Source organism: Nostoc sp., assembly GCF_036917575.1.
Classification (GTDB): Bacteria; Cyanobacteriota; Cyanobacteriia; order Cyanobacteriales; family Nostocaceae; genus Nostoc.
Genome location: NZ_JBALDC010000039.1, coordinates 66,564 through 84,507 on the forward strand (window position 1 = coordinate 66,564; position 17,944 = coordinate 84,507).

The 17,944-nt window shown below is 38.8% G+C and carries 15 protein-coding genes; 13 read left to right on the forward strand and 2 right to left on the reverse strand.

The genetic code is table 11. The annotated features are described in order from the left end of the window. The first annotated feature begins 59 nt into the window (after positions 1-59). The 6 genes from V7K79_RS08985 to V7K79_RS09010 all read left to right on the forward strand — a co-directional run bounded on the left by V7K79_RS08985 (position 60) and on the right by V7K79_RS09010 (position 8,930). Positions 60-197, forward strand: coding sequence for a hypothetical protein (locus V7K79_RS08985; RefSeq protein WP_335046738.1), 138 nt, complete (start codon positions 60-62; stop codon positions 195-197). A 1,482-nt stretch (positions 198-1,679) separates the two neighbouring features. Further along, complete coding sequence (locus V7K79_RS08990) at positions 1,680-2,021, forward strand: CU044_2847 family protein (protein ID WP_335046740.1); 342 nt, start codon at positions 1,680-1,682, stop codon at positions 2,019-2,021. Position 2,022: 1 nt separating this feature from the next. Further along, positions 2,023-2,916, forward strand: coding sequence for a trypsin-like peptidase domain-containing protein (locus tag V7K79_RS08995; RefSeq protein ID WP_335046742.1), 894 nt, complete (start codon positions 2,023-2,025; stop codon positions 2,914-2,916). Positions 2,917-2,933: 17 nt separating this feature from the next. Continuing rightward, on the forward strand, positions 2,934-4,589 hold the full coding sequence (locus V7K79_RS09000) for a hypothetical protein (protein ID WP_335046743.1): 1,656 nt from the start codon (positions 2,934-2,936) through the stop codon (positions 4,587-4,589). A gap of 47 nt (positions 4,590-4,636) precedes the next feature. Next, positions 4,637-7,429, forward strand: a complete 2,793-nt coding sequence (locus tag V7K79_RS09005; protein ID WP_335046745.1) for a tetratricopeptide repeat protein — start codon at positions 4,637-4,639, stop codon at positions 7,427-7,429. Then, on the forward strand, positions 7,422-8,930 hold the full coding sequence (locus V7K79_RS09010; protein WP_335046746.1) for a radical SAM/SPASM domain-containing protein: 1,509 nt from the start codon (positions 7,422-7,424) through the stop codon (positions 8,928-8,930). Before V7K79_RS09005 ends, V7K79_RS09010 begins: the two co-directional genes overlap by 8 nt. A 4-nt stretch (positions 8,931-8,934) precedes the next feature. On the opposite strand, the gene V7K79_RS09015 is transcribed toward V7K79_RS09010, so the two are convergent. Next, complete coding sequence (locus V7K79_RS09015) at positions 8,935-9,921, reverse strand: RsmB/NOP family class I SAM-dependent RNA methyltransferase (protein WP_335046749.1); 987 nt, start codon at positions 9,919-9,921, stop codon at positions 8,935-8,937. Positions 9,922-10,085: 164 nt separating this feature from the next. Here V7K79_RS09015 and V7K79_RS09020 point away from each other — a divergent pair, with 164 nt between their 5' ends. Together V7K79_RS09020 and V7K79_RS09025 are read left to right on the forward strand one after the other, a co-directional pair. After that, positions 10,086-11,507: a DUF2157 domain-containing protein gene (locus tag V7K79_RS09020; protein ID WP_335046752.1), complete on the forward strand. Its 1,422-nt coding sequence runs from the start codon at positions 10,086-10,088 to the stop codon at positions 11,505-11,507. Between the two features lie 192 nt (positions 11,508-11,699). After that, positions 11,700-12,410 carry a GDYXXLXY domain-containing protein gene (locus V7K79_RS09025; protein ID WP_335046755.1) on the forward strand — a complete coding sequence of 237 codons (711 nt, stop codon included), beginning with the start codon at positions 11,700-11,702 and terminating at the stop codon, positions 12,408-12,410. A 197-nt stretch (positions 12,411-12,607) separates the two neighbouring features. Here V7K79_RS09025 and V7K79_RS09030 read toward each other — a convergent pair whose 3' ends face one another. Further along, the gene (locus V7K79_RS09030; RefSeq protein WP_335047046.1) at positions 12,608-13,018 is read right to left on the reverse strand and encodes a universal stress protein; all 411 of its coding nucleotides are present in this window, start codon (positions 13,016-13,018) and stop codon (positions 12,608-12,610) included. Between the two features lie 89 nt (positions 13,019-13,107). On the opposite strand from V7K79_RS09030, the gene V7K79_RS09035 reads away from it, so the two are divergent. The 5 genes from V7K79_RS09035 (at position 13,108) to V7K79_RS09055 (ending at position 17,887) form a co-directional block, all read left to right on the forward strand. After that, positions 13,108-14,310: a phosphoglycerate kinase gene (locus V7K79_RS09035; protein ID WP_335046757.1), complete on the forward strand. Its 1,203-nt coding sequence runs from the start codon at positions 13,108-13,110 to the stop codon at positions 14,308-14,310. A gap of 138 nt (positions 14,311-14,448) precedes the next feature. Then, positions 14,449-15,621 (forward strand): AAA family ATPase, encoded by a 1,173-nt coding sequence (locus V7K79_RS09040; protein ID WP_335046758.1) that lies wholly within the window; start codon positions 14,449-14,451, stop codon positions 15,619-15,621. Positions 15,622-15,632: 11 nt separating this feature from the next. Then, positions 15,633-16,217 carry a DUF4276 family protein gene (locus tag V7K79_RS09045; protein WP_335046760.1) on the forward strand — a complete coding sequence of 195 codons (585 nt, stop codon included), beginning with the start codon at positions 15,633-15,635 and terminating at the stop codon, positions 16,215-16,217. 54 nt (positions 16,218-16,271) lie between these two features. Then, entirely contained in the window at positions 16,272-16,889 is a 618-nt protein-coding gene (locus V7K79_RS09050) for an NUDIX hydrolase (protein ID WP_335046762.1), read from the forward strand. A gap of 116 nt (positions 16,890-17,005) precedes the next feature. Continuing rightward, the gene (locus tag V7K79_RS09055; RefSeq protein WP_335046764.1) at positions 17,006-17,887 is read left to right on the forward strand and encodes a TauD/TfdA dioxygenase family protein; all 882 of its coding nucleotides are present in this window, start codon (positions 17,006-17,008) and stop codon (positions 17,885-17,887) included. The last annotated feature ends 57 nt before the right edge of the window (positions 17,888-17,944 follow it).

Consider the following 17,944-nt stretch of genomic DNA (forward strand, 5'->3'; position numbering starts at 1 on the left):
TATATTTACAAAAATTTATGTTAAACTTAATTTATATAGAGTGCAAGCAATGATTGTGTTTGCATCAAAGAACAGCGATCGCCTATATTTTACAGGAGATGATTACCTATGAATTTTATCGACGCCATAATGCTAACGTTGCTCAATATTGCTGTTTGCATGGTGTTACCAAAGCTTTTAGCTATCCTTTTGGATGATAAAACCAAACTTACTGAAGCGTTGGTGAATACTTCCAAATTACAAACAGCCAAAATTGAACTTACAAGTTTTCCTTATTGTACAGCTTACCAATTGACAGGTAGCCAATACTGTAAATTCAGTCCTGATTTTTGTGCCAGGTGTTCTCCGAATTGATGGACTATTCACTAGGAAAAATTCCTCAGCACTTCCGACAACCAGTAATTAAATTAATTCTTCAGCACATATTCATTCTCATTTCAACAGCTTGAAATCCCCGACTTCTTGAAAAAGTTGGGGATATTTTTGTTCCTAACTCCTGCAAAAATTACTAAACTTCGTTCATATTTATAGTTAAACTTGTCTCTGTAGTAGGCTCTTTAGGAAACTCGGAGCAATCTGCTTCAGCATCAAATACTAGTACAGCGGGCGTATAAATAAACATACCCTACCCTTCGGGAACGCCAAGGGCGAACGGGTGACGCTCTCTACGAGACGCTGCGCGTAGCTTGCTTCTCTGTAAGAGTACGCAGGCTCGCTAACGCTACGCTAACGGCAGTTCCTCATGGGGGAACCCCCTTTCTGCGGACTGCCAAACCATTTCAAATGGCGCAAGAGCTTGGAATACAATTATGGGTGACTTTTTACTTCCGCCTTGCGGTACTAGCGGAACATGACGTTAGTCGATAACCATAAGGCGCGCATTGCTCGAAGGTATTAGGATTTTCATTACTACGAGAAAGTTTAATTAAATTTACATTGCGTAATATAGGCTCTATTATTCTTGCCTACTTAGTTAAATTCAAGTAATTTTTTAACAGAGTCAGTATAATTACTAATTGAAATAAAGCTACATATATAACTAATATAACAATTATCAAATCTATTACATGACGGTCAAGCAGCTTGTGATGCCCAAGCAGCAGGAAGTTGGTCAGTTCATTTAGAAACTTCACAAACTTCTAGTAGGCTATCAAGTCAAAGATGCTGGGTAAATCAGTTTGTAGTCAAGACCTTAGTTCTGTGTTGATCACTTAAGTGTTTACTACGTAGCAGGCAAAGTTAGCTTAATAAATTACTAGAGTTCATGTCATTAATTCTGATAGGTAAGGGCTAGGAGCTACTCGACTTTTTGAAGAAGTCGGGGATTTCGCAACCCCGCAAAATTAATCAGACACATTCTATTAGTCTGTCAAGCGAAGTTTGAAGGGTAAAAGGACGAACCACAAAGACACGAAGTATACATAAGGAAGAAGAGAAATTGAAGAATTTATCTACTTTTCAAAGTTAACTTGACAGACTATGAGTAAGCTGTCCATCAATAAATTATAGGTAAGAAGAGTATTGACAGAAGCTTAATGAAATGGGAGAAAAAAGTAATAGATTGCTAAAGAAGTATTTAACGAGTTAACCATTAAATTAAAATAAGATTGCAAAATCTTCGGTAATTTTTTTTGATAGCCAACACATTAACCTATTAGTTCCAAATAACAGGTTTCATTATGAATCAGAAGCAAATCGCAGAGTTTTATCTCAAAGATGGTACGAAGTTTTTAGCTGAAGTTGATGAGCCAGAAAATAGCAATGCTCTTGTACGTGTTGCTAGACCAGATACAGGACAAATGGTAGTTGAAGCTAAAAATAAATTTGAGGACGTATTAGATCAAATACAACCTGTAGCTTCAGCAATTATTATCAAACTGAGTCAGCTTAATACACCTGCTAATGAAGTAGAGGTTAAGTTTGGTATTAAGTTAAATGCGGCAGCAGGTGCAATTTTTACCTCTGTAAGTGGTGAAGCTAACTACGAAATTACCTTGAAATGGAAGCAAGACAAGGCATAGTATGGTAGCGAATACAGATAATTATATTCAAGCTTTTAGGTCAGCGATCGCCCGGATTTTTCATGTCAATGGTGTGGTAGTTGGTGTAGGTTTTTTAGTCTCTGGGCAAACTCAAAATTACATCCTGACGTGCGCTCATGTTGTCACCTCAGCCCTATCTTTACCAGAGGATATAGTTGAAGCTCCTAGTAATGATATTTATTTAGATTTCCCCCTAATTGCATCAGGGCAACAACTAAAAGCTAAAGTTATTTTTTGGCAACCCGTTGTCAGCAATGCATCAACCTCTGAGCCTGAAGATATTGCCGGGTTGCAAATTGAAGGGCAGTTGCCTAAAGGAGTCCAACCTATCCAACTAATAAGAGCTAACAATATTTGGCAGCATCCTTTCCGCATATTCGGTTTTCCTAACGGACATAATGATGGCGTTTGGGCCACAGGCGTGTTGCGAGACGGACAAGGAAAAGGATGGGTGCAACTGGAAGATAGTAAAGTAACTGGCTACAGAATAGAACCGGGTTTTAGTGGTGCGCCGATATGGGATGAAACTCTTGTAGGAGTGGTTGGAATGGCAGTAGCAGCGGAGAAGCGGCGAGAAGATATCAAAACTGCTTTCATGATTCCTGCGGATGTATTGATTGAAGCATGGGATGAAATCGGCTTGTCGATTTCGTCAAATACACATATCCAGACTATTTCCAGCAGAGTGCAACAACTCAAAATCAAAACTTTGCAACAACGTTTTGACGTTCTAAGTAGTGATTATGAGGCGGCTTACAATCAACTTAACTATACACTCAGTGCAAGCGATCGCAATATTATTCAACGGCAAATCAACACCATACTACAAGAAATTGAGCAAGTAGAAAGCGAACTTAATGCTATAAGCTATTAATTCAATACCTAAATAAAATGAAAAGCTCTTTAGATTTACAAAAGAACTATCTAGAACAGTTAATAGCTGATTTAAAAACTGAGATTCAAAGTCTCAGCAATCAAATAGGGTGGACGCTTAATGATGTAGATAAAAGTAAATTGCAAAGACAACTTAAGGAAAAATTCGATGAAGTAGGAAAATTTGAATCAGAATTAAGCAAGATCAATCAACAATCTCTAGAGCTTGAGCCGGATAAAATCCCATTCACTAATCGTGATGCCGCAATCAATGAGATTACAGCAACTAATTCTCCTCCTTATCGTCTGGTGACAGCCCCGGAAGGTTATGGTAAAACAGAATTTCTCAAACAGATAATGGGACGATTTCAAAAATTACAATGGTCTTGTGCTTACGCTTCTATCTCTGGCTATGAAAATATTGAAGATTTAGAAAAACGATTAGCAAATTCTTTGCAACTTACGCTCCCAGAAGGGCATGATTTAAGTTGGGGAGAACGTTTAGGCTCACTATTGCATAGAAATTGGGCTAAATGGCAATCACAAGGCAAAAAAGGTATTGTGCTGCTAATCGATCTGAATGGCAGTGCCCCACAAAAGCAACGTTTAAATGAACTTTTTAATGACTTTAAGGAATTTGCATGGAGAATTGAAAAATGTTTGAAGGAATTACAGTTTTTTAAAGATAATTCTCGGAGACTTCGAGTTGTAATTGCAGCTCGCTGTTTGATCGATCTCCCATTAGACCGAATTTTTCCTAAACTAATACTGTCTCCTTTTAACTGGGAAGTGATTCAAGATACAGCAACAAATTATCTCAAGCCTATAGAAATGACTTCTGAAAGTCTTGCTTTACTGGCAGGACACTTACTCTATTTAACTGGTGGACATCCAGGAGGAATTGCCGAAGCACTAAAAGTTTATAGAGATGGTTGTTACACAGTTAGTTGGCTTTTAAATAGTTATGGCAACCAATTATGGGAAAAACACCTCAAAAAGTGTAGAGATCAGATTAAAGAAAGTTTGACAAAAGAAAATAATCATTTATACGAATCTATTGAAAAATTGAGTATATTTCCCATACTCAATGGGACTTGGATATTAAAGGAAGCCGTTCGGAGATTTAAGTTACCTTTTAGTGATGATAGTTTTAAATTAAATGCTGAATTGACAAAGACATCTATTTTTACTCGTGATAAAACGATTATCAAAGATGGTATGACACGGCGGCTGCTAGTTATTGGTCTTCTCCGAGAAACCTCGCCTGATAACTTTCGCTCACTTTGTAGCGAAGCGGCTCAAATATGTTGGGAATATATTCACGAACTGAAATCAAAGAATAATTCTGCTATTGCAGGTACTTGGTCTATGCAGTATTTTTTTCAAAGTCTTCAACAACACGCTGGATTTATCAACTATGGCCCTAATAGTCTGGCTTATCGACAAGAACTCCATAATAATTTCTTTGATAAAATTGTTGAAGAAACTCTAGGAATATTCCGTAATACAGATAAAGAGCAATTTCATGAATTTATTTATACGCTAAAATCTGAAGTGGAAAATGACTGGGAATTTCAATTTTTGATCAATTACTATCTACATAATGAGGAATATAATGACGCACCATATCGATATTTAATTCAGAAGCTTGATGAAGCAATTCAAAACAACTAACTAGAGAATAGATGTGTACTGATTTTTCAACAATTAAATAGGAGTCTATGATGTCTGAACTAAATAAATTAGAATTTGTTGGTCGTGCAGAACATCTAAATCGAATTATTTCCCTTATTCAGGAGTCTAATAAACTGCGTGTAGTTTTAGTAGAGGGTAGAGGTGGAATTGGCAAAACTTGGTTGCTTCATGCATTAAAATCTCGTTTAAACCAAGTTCAAATTGGAACAACTGAAATTATTGATTGCGATATTCCTGTTTTTAATGATGCAGGAGATTTATACACTCAAATTGCCAAACAATTATACGATTATACATATAAAGAATGGTTGATCCGGTTAAGACAACTGCGAGAAGATGAAAACCGCCTCAGTCAAATTGCATACGAACAAGAACGCAGACAACTTGAAAAGTTCTTAGTCGATGAAATAAATCGAAAATCTAGCCAACAGAGATTAGTATTTTTAATTGATACAGTTGAGAAGTTAGGACAAGTAGATATCAGAGAGCAAGTTTGGGAGTATATTAGCAATTTATGCCATAAACTAGATAATGCCATATTTATTTTAGCAGGTCGCCCTAGTATTGCTCGCAATATTTTAGAAAAATCATTTAAAGAAGAAGAATTAACTTATTTAGAATTAAATGAATTTACTCATGAAGATGTGCAAACATACATTCGTTGCAAGGAGGAGCAGCTACACTTTACCTTGGGACAAGAATTGGTTAAAAAGATCATAGTTCTTTCTGGTGGTAGCCCGATTATGATTGAATTTGGAGTAGAGTATGCTTATCGGGAAGTCATACCAGATTGGTTAGAGATTGAAGATATAAAAACTATTCCCAGTAGGTTAGAAAAAACTGGTGGATTTGAAGCTGAGATGGTTCGACATATTACGCAACTTCGGACATCAATGGATCGGCTAACCCTGTTGCTTTCACGTATCTACCCATTAGATAGTTCTGATATTGGTAATTTATTAGAACTATCTACAGAAGAGGCTCAAAGATTATTTATTGATGCACAAAGCTACTTTTTTATAAAACCAGTAATAGGTGGTTCGCAAATATCATTACATGATATTGTGCGAGACTTGGTTGAGAAATATGTATGGAAAGATATTGACCCAGATTTTGAATGGAGAAAACGAGATAGTCGAATTGCTGCCAAATATTTTGAGCAAAAAGATTATCAGCTAGGCCCACAAAAAAGAAGATTGGAGACTCAACGTCACTTTGATGATTCTCATCAAGTCGCTAATATCGAGTTTCTGATTGAAGAAGTTAAACATCTGCGGGAATTCAATACTACGCGATGGCTATGGAATGCTTTATATGCCGATTTTACAACAGGCTTTAAAACTTGGTATGAAGTAACCAACACGATTCGCACTCAAGCCAAGAAATTTAGCTTCGTAAATCAACTATTGGCAATTGCAAAGCAGTTTGAAAAAGAGTTAAACGCAGGTCAAAAACTTCAACTGATTATTTTTGAATCAAAGATTGTTCACGCCCTTAAAGACAAGAGTACAACAGAAGATGAGGTGAGAAAGTTAGAGGGAATACTATCAAAACAATCTTCTAATTCTTTCCATCAAGCAGATATATACAACGTCTTGGGAATGCTAAATACTAAGTTACACCTTTATGAAGAAGCTTTAAAATATCAGCAAGAGTGTTTGTCCTTAGTTCAAGGCAACAACCTATCATCTATTCCTGGTGTAGCTAATCTAGTTGGTTATCTGTATCGACAACTCAACAACTTTCAAGAAGCCGAGAAATATTACAAACTAGGTTGGGAGGCTGCTATGGAAATTGATACTCCTGACAAAGGCTTAACTCTAATTATGGCTAGCATTCAGAATAATTTGGGATTCTTGTACGGACTACAAAAAGATTATGTAAAGGCTGAACAATGTTTTAAGGCTGCTATTGATATGTGGTTGAGTGTTGGGAGTGAGCGCGAAATAGCTAACGCTGAAATTGCCTCTGCTACGATTTCGGTAGATAATGGTAACTATGTTAAAGCTAAACAGCTACTTGAACAAGCTTTAAGCCGTTGCGACAATGAAGAAAACGATAATCAAATATTATGTAGGGCATACTTTCAGTTAGGCTTAAATCAGTGGTTTAGTGCTGAGGTTGTAAATGAAGCCGTTTGGGATGTAACACAGGTAGAGTGGGATCTTAATTTGCTCAGTCTTGCTCAAGATGCTTTAGAAAAAAGCCTGAAACTGGCAGAGAAATATGGACTTGAAGAGGAATTACCTAGAATTTTGCACCAAACTGCTAGTGTCTATTGGCATCTTGGGTTTCAAAAGTGCGATCGCACGCTACAAGACCAAGCTTTAAAACTCAACGATCGCTCTTATCAGACTAGTTTAGAGTACAATGACATGCGGTATGCCATCGATAGCCTAGTAGGTAAAGCTGAGTTTGATTATTATGCAAAAGCCTACGAGCATATTTCAGATTATGCACAAGAACTTAGCGATCGCTTTCAATCATATCAAAATATCCATACACTATACTTTGGCCGCATGTTACGCATAGAAGGTGATGTTGCATTTCAACAAGCTAACTACAATTTTGCTTTTAGTAAATACGCTCAAGGAATACCCCAAATCTTTCAACATGGAGGTTTCGGGCCGTATTCAATCAAACATGAGCTAAATCTGCTCCAAAAGAAAATTGAACGGTTGCCTATAGAACTTTCTAAAACTTTGATTCAACAACTAAAATCTCAGTGGAAAGATCACAAAGCTCTCAAGGAATGGTGCGATCAACAAATGTTTTTGACTAGAATACGTGCCACAAAACAGCCCTCTTCTCATGCTTAGTAAAAAAATCGACCGGCCCCAAATTTTAGTTTCTTTTAATTCTACTTATGTACCAACTGGGCAATGTGACTGTGATGGAGGAGATTGTGCCTGTGATTTATCACCTTTAGCAAAATTAAGCTCAGAAATTCGATTATCTTTAGGGATGTTGGACACAGAATTTGTGAGAGTTCCCAACTCGCAGATAATGAATTTAGATGATACTTATTCTATTTGTTATGGTACACATCATAAAGTAGTAGTTTTGAATCAATCAGCGATATTTTTACTCGAAAAATTTACAAATCCTCATAAATTAAATGATATTGCAATCGAGCATCCTGACATTGACCCAATAGACTTACAGTCAGCTATTCAGGAACTATATCAAGCACGTTTAATTGCACCCAATAATTATTCATCATTTAACTTAAATGAAATACCAGAAACTTTAACAGCATGGTTGCATATCACCGATCGCTGTAACTTAAGATGTGACTATTGCTATCTTCCGCACGAAGCCAAGGATATGTCAATAGATATAGGTAAAGCAGCTATTGAATCTACATTTCGCTCTGCAACCTTAAATCATTACCGCCGCGTCAAACTGAAATATGCAGGAGGAGAAGCATTACTCTGCTCTCCTTTAATTAAGGATCTCCATTTGTACGCTCAATCTCTTAGCAAAGAAAGAGACATTATATTAGATGGAGTGGTTCTCAGTAATGGAACATTGATTACGCCTGAGATTATTGAGATGCTACAAATCTTGAATCTGCGTCTCATGATTTCACTAGATGGATTATCAAATTTCCACAACATCCAACGTTCTTATGCAAGCGGAAAGGGATCGTTTGAAAATGTTGAACGAGGTATTAAGATTGCCTTACAAAATGGTTTAATACCAGATATTTCCATCACAATTAGTGGGCGGAATGCAGAAGGATTACCCGATCTTCTGGAATGGATATTAGAATATAATCTGCCATTTAGTTTAAATTTCTATCGAGAAAACGAACTGTCAGCTTCTTATGAAGACTTGCAACTAGAAGAATCTCGGCTAATTGAGGGAATGTTGGCAGCATTCAAAGTTATTGAATTGAAATTACCTAATCGAAGCTTACTAGGTTCATTGATTGATCGTGCTAATCTAGCGTCTCCTCATAAACGAACTTGTGGAGTTGGGCAAAGCTATCTCGTCTTTGATTACAAAGGGCAAATTGCTAAATGCCAGATGCAGCTACATAAAACTATATCTTCATCTAACACTCAAGATCCTTTAACTGTTGTGCGACAAGATAAAGCAGGTATTCAAAATTTGTCAGTTGAAGAAAAAGAAGGCTGTCGTACATGTGAGTGGAAATATTGGTGTACAGGTGGTTGTTCTCTGGCAACCTTTAGAGCTACAGGTCGTTATGATATTCAATCTCCAAATTGCAATATTTACAAAGCTCTCTATCCTGAAGCTCTCAGACTAGAAGGATTACGCCTAATCAAATATAGTTCTCCAACTAAGTTATAACTAATTATATGGACATGATATGATTTGAATTTTTCAGGTTTTGATAAATATATAACGAAGAGATTGTATTTAAATCTACTTCTTTTTGCTCATTTTCATCCTCATTAGTATTTTTAAATAGGACTGTAAATGCACCAGCCCCTAACCTATCTTGAGGAAATATCCGATAACAAGGCATTGTTGTTAAATGCGATTGATATTTGGCTAAATTACTAATTTTTATGGCTTGAAACTGGGGAAAACGTTCTAAAAACCATTCGCAAACTTGCTCATTTTCTTCAGGTGAATATGTGCAAGTCATATAAGCAAGATAGCCTTGTGGTGAAACAAGTTTAGCAGAATTAGCTATAATACGCTTTTGCCGATTGGCACTTTTATTAATAGCAGTTGGGTGAAAACATCCTGGTGCTTTTTCACCTTTGGCAAGTAAAGATTGTCCAGTACACGGAGCATCTACTGTTACTAGATTGCTAGAGCCAGGAAACATTTCAGCAAATATGCTCGAATCTCGATTAACCACTGCACTAGGGCTAACTTGGCAACGTTTCAAATTAGAAATTAGCATTCCCAGGCGTTTACCAATTACTTCATTACTAACGAGCAATTCAGGTTTTAAAGCTCTCCACGCAAAGATGCTTTTACCTCCTGGTGCAGCACACATATCAAAAACTAAATGAATTGACTCAGGAATAGCTAACAAAGTAGTAGCTGCAAACACCGAAGAAAAATCTAAACAATAGAAATATCCTTTTTCATGCAAAGGATGCTGACCAGGTTTTTCTCCCAGAGATAAGCGGTCTATAAATTGTGGTTGCCAAGAGGTTGGTGTTTCCACTGCAAAAGGTAAAATATCTGGCTTTTGTTGACACCAAAGAATACTAGGTGAAAAAGGCTGAGGATTTATCAAAGCCTCGATAAATTTTTCTTGCTCATCTAGATTGGCAAACAAACGCCGCGAGACTTTAAGTAAGAAATTAGAAGGTTTTTCCATAAAAATTATTAATTACGAATTACGAATTAGTACGTTGTATTTGAATCAAAATCAAACTGTTACACAAGAACAATGTAATTAAGGCTTTTGGCTTCATACTCAAAAGATAATGACCGCCATTGGGATCGCAATGGCCAAGCTACCCCACTGCACCGGAGAAGGTCATGTTCTTAGATAGTTTTCGGCAAAAATTACGCAAAGAAGCACAATTATGGAGGGATGAAGGATTAATTAGTTCTTCGCAGTATGAGCAGATAGCAGAACGTTATCAATTTAAAAACCTGGAAGCTGCTGCACGCGATCGCAATAAAGCGATCGCAATCGCTATCGGCAGCATACTTTTATGCTTAGGCATAATTACTTTTATATCAGGAAACTGGCAGGGAGGATCGCGAGAAATCAAAATTATTTTGATGATGAGTTTATTTTTTGCGATCGCCATCACAGGATTTTACAGCTGGAGGCCACCTGACGGAAAGAAGCCAGAACGAAGCAAACGCCTACTGGGAGAGGGATTACTAATTTTAAGTGCCTTCATCTTCGGTGCAAATTTACTGTTGATGGCCCAGATGTTCAATATTGTCGGTTCAGTTTCCCAACTGTTTCTCGCTTGGGGATTCGGTGTTGTGGTCATGGCCTTCAGTTTATCCTTAAATTCTTTAGGAATTCTGTCAATTGTCCTCGTGGAAATCGGCTACTGGACTGGACTAGAAGACTTGTGGTACGCAACAGGTGAGTTAACTTGGTCGCGGCTAGTAGTGCAGCATATGCCTTTGTTGGCATGGCTGGTATTTGTACCCTTAGCCTACTTCTGTCGATCCCGTTGGATTTTTGGTCTAGCAGCCTTTGTTTTTGCTAGTTCCTTACAAGCTAATCTTAATCCACTGCCACTGCTGAATTATGCTGATATAGCTCCTTGGGTGGCATCTTTTGCTTTTGCACTGCCACCTGCATTATTCTGGAGTTATGATGACTTACTGTTTCCAACCATAAATTACAGATTGTTTCAATTTTTAGCTCGTAATTTAGCGTTGGTATGCTTTGGTGTTGTCTTTTACGTTTTGTCTTTTCGTTGGGTCTGGGAATCTCCAAATTATAGTTATAATCAGCCAACGAATTTAACAAACTTATTCGAGTCTCTGCCGATTATCGATTTGGGGATTCTTAGCGGCTTGGCAGTGTTACAATGGTTGTTCCTACTGCGCCAAAGAAATAACCCTCCGCGCCGCGAAGTTGTTTTTACAACTGCTGTCATTAGTACATTTCTTGTCTTTATTGCAATAGTACCTTTTTGGCATCAAACTATCAGCCGGATTGATGAACTTGGCATTTTTATTTTCAATGTACTTCTTGCAACATTAGCTTGGGGACTAATTCAAGAAGGATTGAAATTAAGCAACAGAAGTTCCTTTTGGAGCGGTATGCTGTTAGTAACACTGCAAATTATCAGTCGCGTACAGGAGTACGACACCGACTTACTTTTTAAGTCGCTGGTTTATGTCCTGTGCGGTTCTGCTTTAATTAGCGCTGGACTCTGGTTTGAACGCCGCTTACCTGGTGGCTCTAGCTCTACAAGTAAAAGGTAGGGCAAATTTCGCATTCAGAATTCTGAATTCAGGAGTCAGAATTCAGGAAAAGTTCACTAAATCTAAAATTGAATGATTCCTAACTCCTAACTAAAAATCTCTGTGCGTCAAAATTTTTAAAGTTTCTCTGCGTTAGTCCTAATATCGTTACTTTTGAACTCCTCAAGACCTTTGTTTTTTAGGACTACGCTCATGACTAATACCTCTTCTGAATCTAAGAATAAACCCTTGTCTCCCGAAGCCGAATTTTCCAATAAGGTAACTTTTCGGGATTACTTGATTGCTACTGAACAAAAATCGAATAAGCCCTTACCTTTTTGGCGGTTACTTGCTCCCCTGGCGCTGCAAACAGGGTTAATTATGGCAGTACCAGCCCAAGCAGTTTATACAGACGTAACAGGTAAGACGGTGATTTTGCAAACTGTACCTGTAGACCCTAACAATGTACTAGAAGGTAATACCTTAGCGTTAGATTACAACATATCTCGGATCTCAAATTTGAGCAGACTACCTGGCTGGCAAACAACAGTTAGCAAAGGTCGTGGAAGTGGCCGAATATTGCCTGAAGGAACCAATATCTACGTGACTTTGCAAGAGCAATTCTCTACTGGTGGCGGTGTTCCGAGAGCTTGGAGACCGTTACGAGTAAGTAGCGATCGCCCCACAACTCTTAGAGCTAATCAAGTAGCCTTAAAAGGTGTTTATCAGGATGGTTCTGTTAACTACGGCTTAGAAACATATTACATCCCAGAAAACCAACGGCAACAGATTCGGAACGACTTACAAGCCCAACGCGCCCGCAGAGGACAAGTACCACCGATTGTAGTAAAGGCGAAAGTAGATCCCCAAGGTAAGGCAGTGCCGGTTAGTATGTGGGTGCGCGATCGCAACTATCGCTTTTAAGTAAAGCGTGAAAATATGCAAGCTTTGTCTCTAAAGTTCTGAGCGCTGACTTCCGGCGCTCAGAATTTTCTGTTTATCATTAGATATTTGATGCGTGGTGTTCAGCTCCCCGACTTCTTTGAAAAGTCGGGGAGCTAATTTTTCAATAATTTTTTTAGCGATCGCACACAAATTTACTAGTATTCCAAAACACACTGCTAAGGCACAATCAGCACTGGGCAAGGTGAAAGGTTAATCACGCGACTTGTAACACTATCATCCGCTCCCTCTTCAGTCAAACCTAGCCCGCGACAGCCCATGATAATTAAATCTGCCCCGATTTCATCAGCGACATCGCAGATCGTAAAAGCTGGTTTGCCTCGCCTTTCCAAGATTTCAGATTGAATTCCTTGTCCAGAAAATAAAGATTGGGCATTTTCCAGTAATTTCGCAACTACCTCTGGCGACCCCATCGGATCGTCTGCGCTAGGCGCATCTGGAGGCGGTTCTTCTACCACAGACAGCAGCACCAAGCGACTGCTGTACTTTTTAACTACGTTGGTTACAACATCAGCAGCTTCCCGCGTTTCCCGGCTTTGATCGATAGGAAATAATACTGTCTTAAATATATCTGTCACTTGGGTACCCCTGACTCCGGTAAAATCTTGATGGTTCTACTTTCAAAACAATAACAAAAAGGCAATCAGGAGAGTTTGGTGTGTCCAAAAAAAGTTTAGCAAGTTTATCTTCGGCTGATATCTCTGGGAAACGTGCCTTAGTGCGGGTTGACTTTAATGTGCCTGTGGACGATCAAGGCAACATTACCGACGATACTCGCATTCGCGCCGCTCTACCAACCATCCAAGATTTGACGCAGAAGGGAGCTAAGGTCATTCTCACTAGCCATTTTGGCCGTCCCAAGGGTGTGGATGACAAATTACGCCTAACTCCCGTTGCCAAGCGTCTGTCTGAGTTACTGGGGCAAGAAGTTGTTAAAACTGATGACTCCATTGGCGATGAAGTTGCAGCTAAAATTGGCGCGTTGCAAAATGGCCAAGTGCTGTTACTCGAAAATGTGCGTTTTTACCCAGAAGAAGAGAAAAATGACCCAGAATTTGCCAAAAAATTGGCAGCTAATGCTGATTTTTATGTAAATGATGCTTTTGGTACGGCACACCGCGCTCATGCTTCTACTGAAGGCGTAACTAAATTCCTCAGTCCTTCTGTGGCTGGATATTTGGTTGAAAAGGAATTGGAATATCTGCAAAACGCCATTGAAAAACCCCAACGTCCTTTGGCGGCAATTATTGGTGGTTCCAAAGTTTCCAGTAAAATTGGCGTAATTGAAACGTTGCTGGAGAAGTGCGACAAGCTGATCATCGGCGGTGGAATGATTTTCACATTTTACAAAGCCCGTGGTTTAAATGTTGGTAAGTCGTTGGTGGAAGAAGACAAGCTAGAACTAGCGAAATCTTTGGAAGCTAAAGCCAAGGAACGGGGCGTTACCTTCTTGTTACCCACAGATATCGTATCAGCAGATAAATTTGCTCCCGATGCTAATGCGACAACCGTCAGCATTGAGAACATCCCCGATGATGGTATGGGTTTGGATATTGGCCCAGACTCAATAAAAGTTTTCCAAGAAGCCCTTGCAGATACCAAAACAGTAATTTGGAATGGGCCAATGGGTGTGTTTGAGTTTGATAAGTTTGCCGCAGGTACAGAAGCGATCGCTCATACCCTCGCCGAAATCGGCAAAACTGGCACAACTACCATCATTGGCGGTGGCGACTCAGTAGCGGCTGTGGAAAAGGTTGGTTTAGCCGATCAAATGAGCCACATCTCCACTGGTGGCGGCGCTAGCTTGGAGTTACTTGAAGGCAAGGAATTGCCCGGAATTACAGCTTTAGATGATGCTTGAGAAAATTAGCTCTTAAGCTACTGAAAAAAATCTGGTAGTTTTTGACAATTGTGGTGAGGGTGCGGTATATCGTACCCTTACTATATTTATTAGCATTTTTGGCAACCATACCACCAAAATTGTGGAGGTGAAAGTGTAATGGCAAGAATTGAAGAAATTTCTGTCAAAAACTATAGGGTTATGCAAAATATTACCCTAAAAGATATCAAACCTTTTTCTGTTTTCCTTGGGCCTAATGGTAGTGGCAAGACTACTTTTTTTGATGTGATAGGTTTTCTTTCAGATTGCCTTACTACTAATGTTCGCAAAGCTCTAGAAAAGCGAGGAAGATTTCAAGAAGTTATCTCCCGTGATTGTCAAGGTCAAGAAATTGAAATTGTAATTAAGTATCGGGAAGATAATAAATCTCCTAAAATCACCTATACAGTTGCTATTACTTTACAAAATGGAGCGCCAATTGTTTCAAGAGAAACTCTTAAATGGAAGCGCGGTTCTCATGGAAAACCATTTGATTTTCTTAAGTTTGAAAATGGTGGAGGTGAAGTAATTAGTGGTGAAGATCCCGAAATTAATGACAAAAGAATTCATTATCAAATGGATGATCCCAGTTCCCTGGCTATTAAAACTATAGGTCAATTATCAGATAACCCACGCATTGCTAGTTTGCGCCGTTTTATTGAGGAATGGTTTCTCTCTTATTTCATACCAGATCAAGCTCGTCAGCTGGCGACTGCTGGTGCAATGGAACATCTCTCTCGTGAAGGAGATAATATTGCCAATGTAGTTCAATACCTTGCTGATGAACATCAAGAAACTTTATCCAAAATTTTGAAGTTATTAGCTAGCCGTGTTCCCCAGTTAGAAAAAGTGGAGTCAGAGCCAACAATTGATGGCAGACTGGCTCTTTTATTTAAAGATGCACCTTTTAGTAAACCATTTTTAGCAAGGTTTTCCTCAGACGGGACACTAAAACTACTAGCGTATTTAATATTATTAAATGACCCTAATCCTCCTCAGTTACTTTGCATTGAGGAGCCTGAAAATGGACTGCACCATCGACTTCTTGATTCTTTAAGTGAGGAAGCTCAGGCTTACTCGCAACGTGCACAAGTATTTGTTTCTACCCATTCGCCATTTTTTGTTAACACAATAAAAGATGCTAGACAACTCTGGATTTTCCAACGTGATGATAAGGGTTATGCAACTGTTACAAGGGCTGACCAAATCCATGATGCTAAACATTTTATAGAATCTCAAGCAGGCTTAGGTGATCTCTGGTCTGAGGGATATCTTAGAGGATTACCTTACTAGTAGTAGCAATTATGCATATAGAGTTTTTAGTAGAAGAACCTTCAACTGAAGTGGCTTTAAATTTTATTGTTCCTAAAATTATAGGTGAGACTCATACACTGAAAATTCATAACTTTCAAAATAAAGATAGACTTTTAAAAAGACTGCCAGAGCGGATGAAATCTTATGCTAACTTTGTGCCTGATGACTGGCGAATCGTGATTCTAGTAGATGAAGATAGATGTGATTGCCAAGAATTAAAGAGGAAACTTTGTGATGCTAGCAGTGTTGTGACTAAACACAAAGGAAATATTGTTCTCCATAGAATTGCTGTAGAAGAACTGGAGTCATGGTTTATAGGTGATGTGACAGCAATTAGGGCTGAATATGAAAAGATTCCTGTTTCTTTATCCCAGCAAGCCAAATTTCGGAATCCAGATACTATCAAAGGTGGTACATGGGAGCAACTAGATAAGATCCTAAAAAAATATGGCTATGAGACAGGCTTACAAAAAATCGACTTTGCTGAGAAAGTTTCTCCACACATGGATGTAGAAAACAACCTCTCTAGAAGTTTTCAGATTTTTCGAGATGGATTAAGAAGCATTGTCAAATAAAATTTATTAATCATGTACTTGCTTGCACTAACTTACATAAATTTGGTAAAAACTGTGGAACCAAAATGGCTGGAATGGGGACAGAAGTTACAAGCGATCGCTCAAAATGGTCTAACCTATTCTGAAAACCCTTTTGATATCGAACGTTACAAACAATTACGAGCGATCGCCACGGAAATCATGGCGAGTTATTCAAATGTAGAACACAGCTATGTCCTCGATTTATTTAGCCGTGAATTAGGATATGCAACTCCCAAAGTTGATGTGCGAGGAGCAATTTTTCGTGATGATACTATATTGTTAGTCAAGGAACGAGTAGACGGCTGTTGGACTTTACCTGGTGGATGGGCTGATGTTGGTGAGTCGCCCAGTGAGGTAGTTGTGAAAGAAGTATATGAAGAATCGGGATATCTAGCACGCGCTATCAAACTCTTAGCAGTCTATGACAGAAACAAACAGGGACATCCACCATTACCGTTTTATGTCTACAAGCTGTTTTTTCACTGTGAACTTATTGGTGGTTCTCCATCATCAAGTATTGAAACTGAAGAAGTAGGTTTTTTTCCTGAAGGTGCGTTACCAGAACTTTCTCTCGGACGTGTGACACCAGCACAAATAAATCGACTTTTTCAACATTATCGCCAACCATATTTACCGACAGACTTTGATTAATAGCTGCTTTAATATTTAATATATTTTGCCAACTGTTTTAGGTAAGATACTACTACCCAAATTTCTTATTTACACTGATTAACTATATAGTTTGCTCCCAAAATAAATGTATAACAATGACTCAAATTACTACTCAACAACAGCCAATCCAGCATCACCCAAGACTCGGAATTGAAGTCCTGTACGGTTGCAATCTTAACTGCCTCACAAATCTAGAGTCGTGTGAATTAAAAGAATCACTTTGGAAACATGGCGTTGTAGTCGTCAGACAGCAACAGCTTACCGCACAACAATTAAAAGAATTTGCCAAGCAGACCTTTGGCGATTTTATGTTTGGCGGCCCTCCGAAAACGTTAGATCCTGATATTAGTCCAGACTTACAAAGCCAACATGTTTATATATTGGGCAATCCTAAGGGGCCAGTTCCCGATGCAGCCGGGAAATATGCGTGGCAATGGCATCATGATAAAGATGGTCTCCCCAGTACAGAGGGACTAGATATGAACGCATTATATGTTGTAATGCTTTATGGAATACAAGTGCCGGAAGGTGTAGATGGGCAACCTCACACTACCGAGTTCCTTGATATGGTAGAAGCTTACAATAATCTAGATCCTCAACATCAGCAGCAATTAGAGCAGATGTCGATGTATCACTCGCCACCAATGTTTTCTAAAAAACCCAATGTAGAGACTGATATACCGAAGAAACTGCATCCGATTGTGTCCACTCACAAAGTCACTGGTAAAAAGGGATTATATTTAGGTTCGGACACTGCGATCGCAGTTGATATGGAAGATCGACCAGAAGAAGCAAAACGTTTCTGGGAAGATTTGTTTGCGACTGTTTTAGACTGCACCCCAGTCTTCTCCCATGTTTGGCAGCCAGGAGATATTCTTTTTTGGGACAACTCCCAGGTGATGCACAGAGGCAGACCCTACGATCCAATGAAGCACCAGCGAATTGCGTTGCGTTTAGGTGTAGTAGAGACAGGTTGAAAGACACTACTATAGAAAGGGACTGGGAATTAGGGACTGGGGACTGGGTCGAAAGTC

Excerpts from the sequence above, each read along its gene's own strand:
- V7K79_RS09020 (WP_335046752.1), top strand. The coding sequence starts at position 10,086 with ATGTTCTTAGATAGTTTTCGGCAAAAATTACGCAAAGAAGCACAATTA.
- V7K79_RS09025 (WP_335046755.1), top strand. The coding sequence starts at position 11,700 with ATGACTAATACCTCTTCTGAATCTAAGAATAAACCCTTGTCTCCCGAA.
- V7K79_RS09055 (WP_335046764.1), top strand. The coding sequence starts at position 17,006 with ATGACTCAAATTACTACTCAACAACAGCCAATCCAGCATCACCCAAGA.
- V7K79_RS09045 (WP_335046760.1), top strand. The coding sequence starts at position 15,633 with ATGCATATAGAGTTTTTAGTAGAAGAACCTTCAACTGAAGTGGCTTTA.
- V7K79_RS09015 (WP_335046749.1), bottom strand. The coding sequence starts at position 9,921 with ATGGAAAAACCTTCTAATTTCTTACTTAAAGTCTCGCGGCGTTTGTTT.
- V7K79_RS09000 (WP_335046743.1), top strand. The coding sequence starts at position 2,934 with ATGAAAAGCTCTTTAGATTTACAAAAGAACTATCTAGAACAGTTAATA.
- V7K79_RS09005 (WP_335046745.1), top strand. The coding sequence starts at position 4,637 with ATGATGTCTGAACTAAATAAATTAGAATTTGTTGGTCGTGCAGAACAT.
- V7K79_RS08995 (WP_335046742.1), top strand. The coding sequence starts at position 2,023 with ATGGTAGCGAATACAGATAATTATATTCAAGCTTTTAGGTCAGCGATC.
- V7K79_RS09010 (WP_335046746.1), top strand. The coding sequence starts at position 7,422 with ATGCTTAGTAAAAAAATCGACCGGCCCCAAATTTTAGTTTCTTTTAAT.
- V7K79_RS09040 (WP_335046758.1), top strand. The coding sequence starts at position 14,449 with ATGGCAAGAATTGAAGAAATTTCTGTCAAAAACTATAGGGTTATGCAA.
- V7K79_RS08990 (WP_335046740.1), top strand. The coding sequence starts at position 1,680 with ATGAATCAGAAGCAAATCGCAGAGTTTTATCTCAAAGATGGTACGAAG.